Below are 3,542 nucleotides of genomic sequence, written 5' to 3'. Positions count from 1 at the left end.
TGTCTCGTCAAGCTTCGTCTGGAGTCTCGATCGGAATGGCAAATCCAGCCTTTACGCGGTCCATCACGACCATGGTCTTGAAGCCCTTGATGTCGGAATTTTCATAGAAGAAGCGCCGGGTGAACTGCTCATAATCGTCCATGGTGCGAGCGGTGAGGTACAGGACGAAGTCGGCGTCACCAGTGACGTAAAAACCGTTGACGACTTCGGCCGAGGATTTGATGGCCTTTTTGAACCTGTCGATTATGTCTGCGCGCTCCCGCTCCAGTGTCACGAGCACAAGCATTTGAATAGGTCTTCCTACCGCCTTTGCTGAGACGATCGAGACATCGGCTTCGATGATGCCTTCTGAACGAAGCCTCTTCAGTCGGCGTTGACAGGCGGTAGCAGACAGGCCGGCCATCTCGCCGATCACCTCGGACGTGAGGCGGTTGTTCTTCTGTACGATCTCGAGGATGCGGGCGTCGGTTCGGTCATATTGCATAAATGGTCCTCGGGTGAATTCACCGCTAAATGGCCTTGCTGCGCAGGAGTCCGTCCAGAGGACGGTTAAATGCGACGCAAATCTGTTCGCGGATATTAGTATCCTGAACGCCTGAAAAATTTCAATAAGCGACCGCGTGGGAATTCAATTGGCGTTTCAGACGGATCGGGGCCGAACTCCAGACTTGGCCGATCTTGCGGCGAGGTGCCTTGAAGGCCTTCGGCGGCGCGATTTTGTCGCCGGGGCTGCGCTCATCGATGGTCGCTGGATTGCAGGTGAACAACGAGACGCTGTGGTCGATCCGGCGACCGGGAGAGTGATCGCAGAGGTTGCTCGGTGCACAGCGGCCGATATGCACGTGGCGATCGCGGCGGCTGAACGCTCCTTTGCCGCCTGGCGGGAGTTGTTGCCGGCAAGGCGCGGGGCCATTCTCAGGTCCTGGGCCGCATTGATGCGCGATCATGCGGAGGAACTCGCCGTCCTGGTGACGAGCGAGCAGGGCAAGCCGCTCGCTGAGTCGCGGCACGAAATCGCCTATGGCGCCGGCTTTCTTGACTGGTTCGCGGCCGAAGGGGAGCGTGCATACGGGGAGACGATCCCCAGCCACAAGCTTGGAAGTCTGCTCCAGGTGCGAATGCAGCCGATCGGTGTCGCGGCGGCGATCACGCCGTGGAATTTTCCCATCGCAATGATCACCCGAAAGGCCGGCGCCGCTCTTGCTGCGGGTTGTCCGATCATTGTCAAGCCTGCGCCCGAGACGCCGCTATCGGCTCTTGCCATCGCCAGGTTGGCCGAAGAGGCCGGCGTGCCGCGAGGTGTATTTCAGGTGCTCGTCGGTGATCCCGTCGAGCTTTCCGCTCCTCTGTTGCGCGATACGAGAGTGCGCGCGCTGTCGTTCACCGGCTCTACCCAAGTCGGCCGCCTGCTCCTGGAGGGGGCTGCCGAGACCGTAAAGAAGGTGTCGCTCGAACTTGGAGGGCATGCTCCCCTTCTCGTCTTCGATGACGTCGATGTTGAGAAAGCGGTCAAAGGAGCGATGGCCGCCAAGTTTGCGACGTCGGGTCAGGATTGTCTGGCCGCTAACCGCATCTACGTCCAGCGAGGCATCTATGGCGCCTTCGTCGAGGCGTTTGCCAGGGCGGTGGTCGAGCTCAAGGTCGGCCACGGTCTGGAGCCTGCAACAGATATCGGGCCAATGACAAAATTGTCGGTGGTCCATAAGTGCAGGGCTCACATCGACGATGCGGCGGCAAAGGGGGCGCGGGTTATTTCTGCCCAACAGAACGATCGCCTGGGTCCCAACTTCGTTATTCCAACGCTCCTGACCGATGTGACGGACGACATGCTTATCGCCCGTGAGGAAACTTTCGGGCCGGTGGCTGCTGTGCTGCCATTCGACTCTGAGGAAGAAGTCATCGCTCGAGCTAATGCCAGCGAAATGGGGTTGGCTGCGTACGTCTACACGGACAGCCTGCGCCGGGCCCTGCGACTCTCCGAGCAGATCGAGTGTGGGATGGTTGGCGTCAATACGGCTTCATTCACGGGGCCGCCTATTCCGTTCGGCGGATGGAAGCAGTCCGGCCTCGGCCGCGAAGGATCGCGGCACGGGTTGGCGGAATACATGGAACTCAAATACGTCTGCTTCGGCGATCTGGCGGCTCAGGAGAATCGGCATGATTGATATTAAAACCATCTCTGAACTCGATCGCTCAACTGTTCTGCATCCTTTTACCCAGCTCAAGGAATTCGCAAGCGGTCAAAGCGGCGATCCCACGATCGTCACTGGGGGCAAAGGCATCCGCATCGAAGACGCGCAGGGCCGCAGCTACATCGACGGCTTTGCAGGCCTGTACTGTGTAAACATTGGCTACGGCCGCACCGAGGTGGCTGAGGCCATCGCGCGGCAGGCTTATAAGCTGGCCTACTACCACACATACGCGGCCCACACGACCGAAGAGCTGGCGATCCTTTCGGACCGACTTGTTCGAATGGCACCCGGTAAGCCGAGCAAGGTATTTTATGGCCTGTCCGGATCAGACGCGAACGAAACCCAGGCGAAGCTGGTTTGGTACTACAACAATCTCCGCGGCCAGCCCAAAAAGAAGAAGATAATCTCGCGTGAGCGCGGGTACCATGGCTGCTCAGTCGTCTCCGGTTCGATGACCGGTATGTCGTTCTACCACGACCACATGGACTTGCCGTTTCCGGGCATTTTGCACACGGGCACCCCGCACCACTATTGGGGCGCTGAGCCAGGCGAGACGGAAGAGTCCTTTTCCCGCCGGCGTGCAGCAGAACTTGAAGAGCTGATCGTACGAGAGGGACCGGAGACGATCGGTGCCTTTATTGCCGAGCCCGTGCTGGGTACCGGAGGAATCACGCCACCTCCTGCCGGCTACTGGCCCGAAATTCAAGCTGTGCTCAGGCGCTACGACGTTCTTCTGATCGCCGATGAGGTGATTTGTGGGTTCGGTCGAACCGGCGCGGACTTCGGAAGCACGCTCTACGGCATCGAGCCGGATCTGGTGACAGTCGCCAAGGGACTCACCTCCGGCTACATGCCACTCTCGGCCGCGATCGTTGGTGAGAAGGTCTACAAGGTCATGGAGGAGGCGGCCGACCGCGTCGGCGCATTTTCGCACGGATACACCTATTCCGGCCATCCGATTGCCGCTGCGGCTGCCAACGCCGTGCTCGATATCGTCGAGAAGGAGCGGCTCAGCGACCGGGCGAGGACTGTGGGTGCGCACTTCCAAAAACGGCTCGTGGAGCGGTTTGCACAGCTCGAGATCGTCGGAGAAGTTCGCGGCGTGGGATTGCTCGGCGCAATCGAATTTGTCGCCGATCGCCAGACCAAACGGCGATTCGATCCAGAGCTCAAGGTGGGCGCTCGCATCTCGAAGGCGGCGCGCGATCGCGGCCTTATTGCGCGAGCAATGCCGCACGGGGATATTCTCGGATTCGCCCCACCTCTCGTCGTATCCGAAGCCGAGATCGACGAAATCGTCGATCTCGCCTACCGAGCCACTAAGCAAGTCATGGACGAAATCGCAAAGAA

3 protein-coding genes are annotated in these 3,542 nt (G+C 59.7%); 2 read left to right on the top strand and 1 reads right to left on the bottom strand.

Going from position 1 to position 3,542, the window contains the following annotated elements:
- Nucleotides 1-7: 7 nt before the first annotated feature.
- A complete protein-coding gene (locus RAD15_RS43245) occupies nucleotides 8-484 on the bottom strand; it encodes an Lrp/AsnC family transcriptional regulator (protein WP_458184769.1) in 477 nt (158 codons plus the stop codon).
- A gap of 184 nt (nucleotides 485-668) precedes the next feature.
- Here RAD15_RS43245 and RAD15_RS43240 point away from each other — a divergent pair, with 184 nt between their 5' ends.
- Together RAD15_RS43240 and RAD15_RS43235 are read left to right on the top strand one after the other, a co-directional pair.
- Nucleotides 669-2,165 carry an NAD-dependent succinate-semialdehyde dehydrogenase gene (locus tag RAD15_RS43240; RefSeq protein WP_458184768.1) on the top strand — a complete coding sequence of 499 codons (1,497 nt, stop codon included), beginning with the start codon at nucleotides 669-671 and terminating at the stop codon, nucleotides 2,163-2,165.
- Nucleotides 2,158-3,542: aminotransferase (locus RAD15_RS43235; RefSeq protein WP_458184767.1), on the top strand; the 1,385-nt coding region annotated here is incomplete at its 3' end. The genes RAD15_RS43240 and RAD15_RS43235, both read left to right, overlap by 8 nt.

It is taken from the genome of Bradyrhizobium sp. 14AA (assembly GCF_054185205.1).
This window is presented reverse-complemented; position numbering and strand designations above follow the sequence as displayed.

Bases quoted from the DNA above. Each gene is read 5' to 3' on its own strand.
- RAD15_RS43245 (WP_458184769.1), bottom strand. From the start codon at position 484: ATGCAATATGACCGAACCGACGCCCGCATCCTCGAGATCGTACAGAAG.